Raw genomic sequence first — 619 nt, 5'->3', positions numbered from 1 at the left:
TAGGCTCAGCAATATCGGTATTAGAGGTAAGCAGTGATGAAGCCCTTAACCAGCCCTGGCATTATCGCATTTCTTTTACAAGTTCAGATAAACACCTCACGCTTGACTCGGTTTTAAATCAAAAAGCCGCATTTATTTTTCACCCAGCGAATAATTTCAATATTGTCTCAAAGGTAACGCAAACGCTTAATACCTTAAGTGCTTTTGCTCCGCTCGATCCCTCGTTGACCGACTTGTTATCGTCAGGCGATTTACGCATTGTATACGGGGTGATTACTGAGTTTAGTCAGTTATCGGTCAATAAAGAGCAAGCGCACTATCAGGTGGTATTGTCCTCGGTGCTGGCAAAGCTGGCACTCAGTCATAACAGCGCTATTTTTCAAAATTTGAGTGTGGTGGGCGTTGTTGAAGAGGTGCTGCGTGGACATGGTTTTACCGGCATTGACTACCGTTTAGAATTAAAAAATCGTTATCCGGTCCGGGAGCTTATCACCCAATGGCAGGAGAGTGACCTGACCTTTATTCAACGAATTTTAGCCGATGTGGGGATTTGGTTTCGTTTTGAAACGCATGCTGAGCACAATTGTGATGTTATGGTCTTAAGTGATTACGAACAAGG

Annotated in this window: 1 protein-coding gene; it reads left to right on the top strand. The window is 43.6% G+C overall.

Annotated elements, in window-relative coordinates; all coding sequences use genetic code 11:
- The coding region (gene vgrG / locus J3U63_RS13245) for a type VI secretion system tip protein VgrG (RefSeq protein ID WP_267371862.1) at nt 1-619 on the top strand (619 nt) is incomplete at both ends.

This window comes from Gilliamella sp. B2838, assembly GCF_026536185.1.
Lineage (GTDB): Bacteria > Pseudomonadota > Gammaproteobacteria > Enterobacterales > Orbaceae > Gilliamella.
Note: the sequence above shows the minus strand (reverse complement) of the source record. Positions and strands in the feature narration are given on the sequence as shown.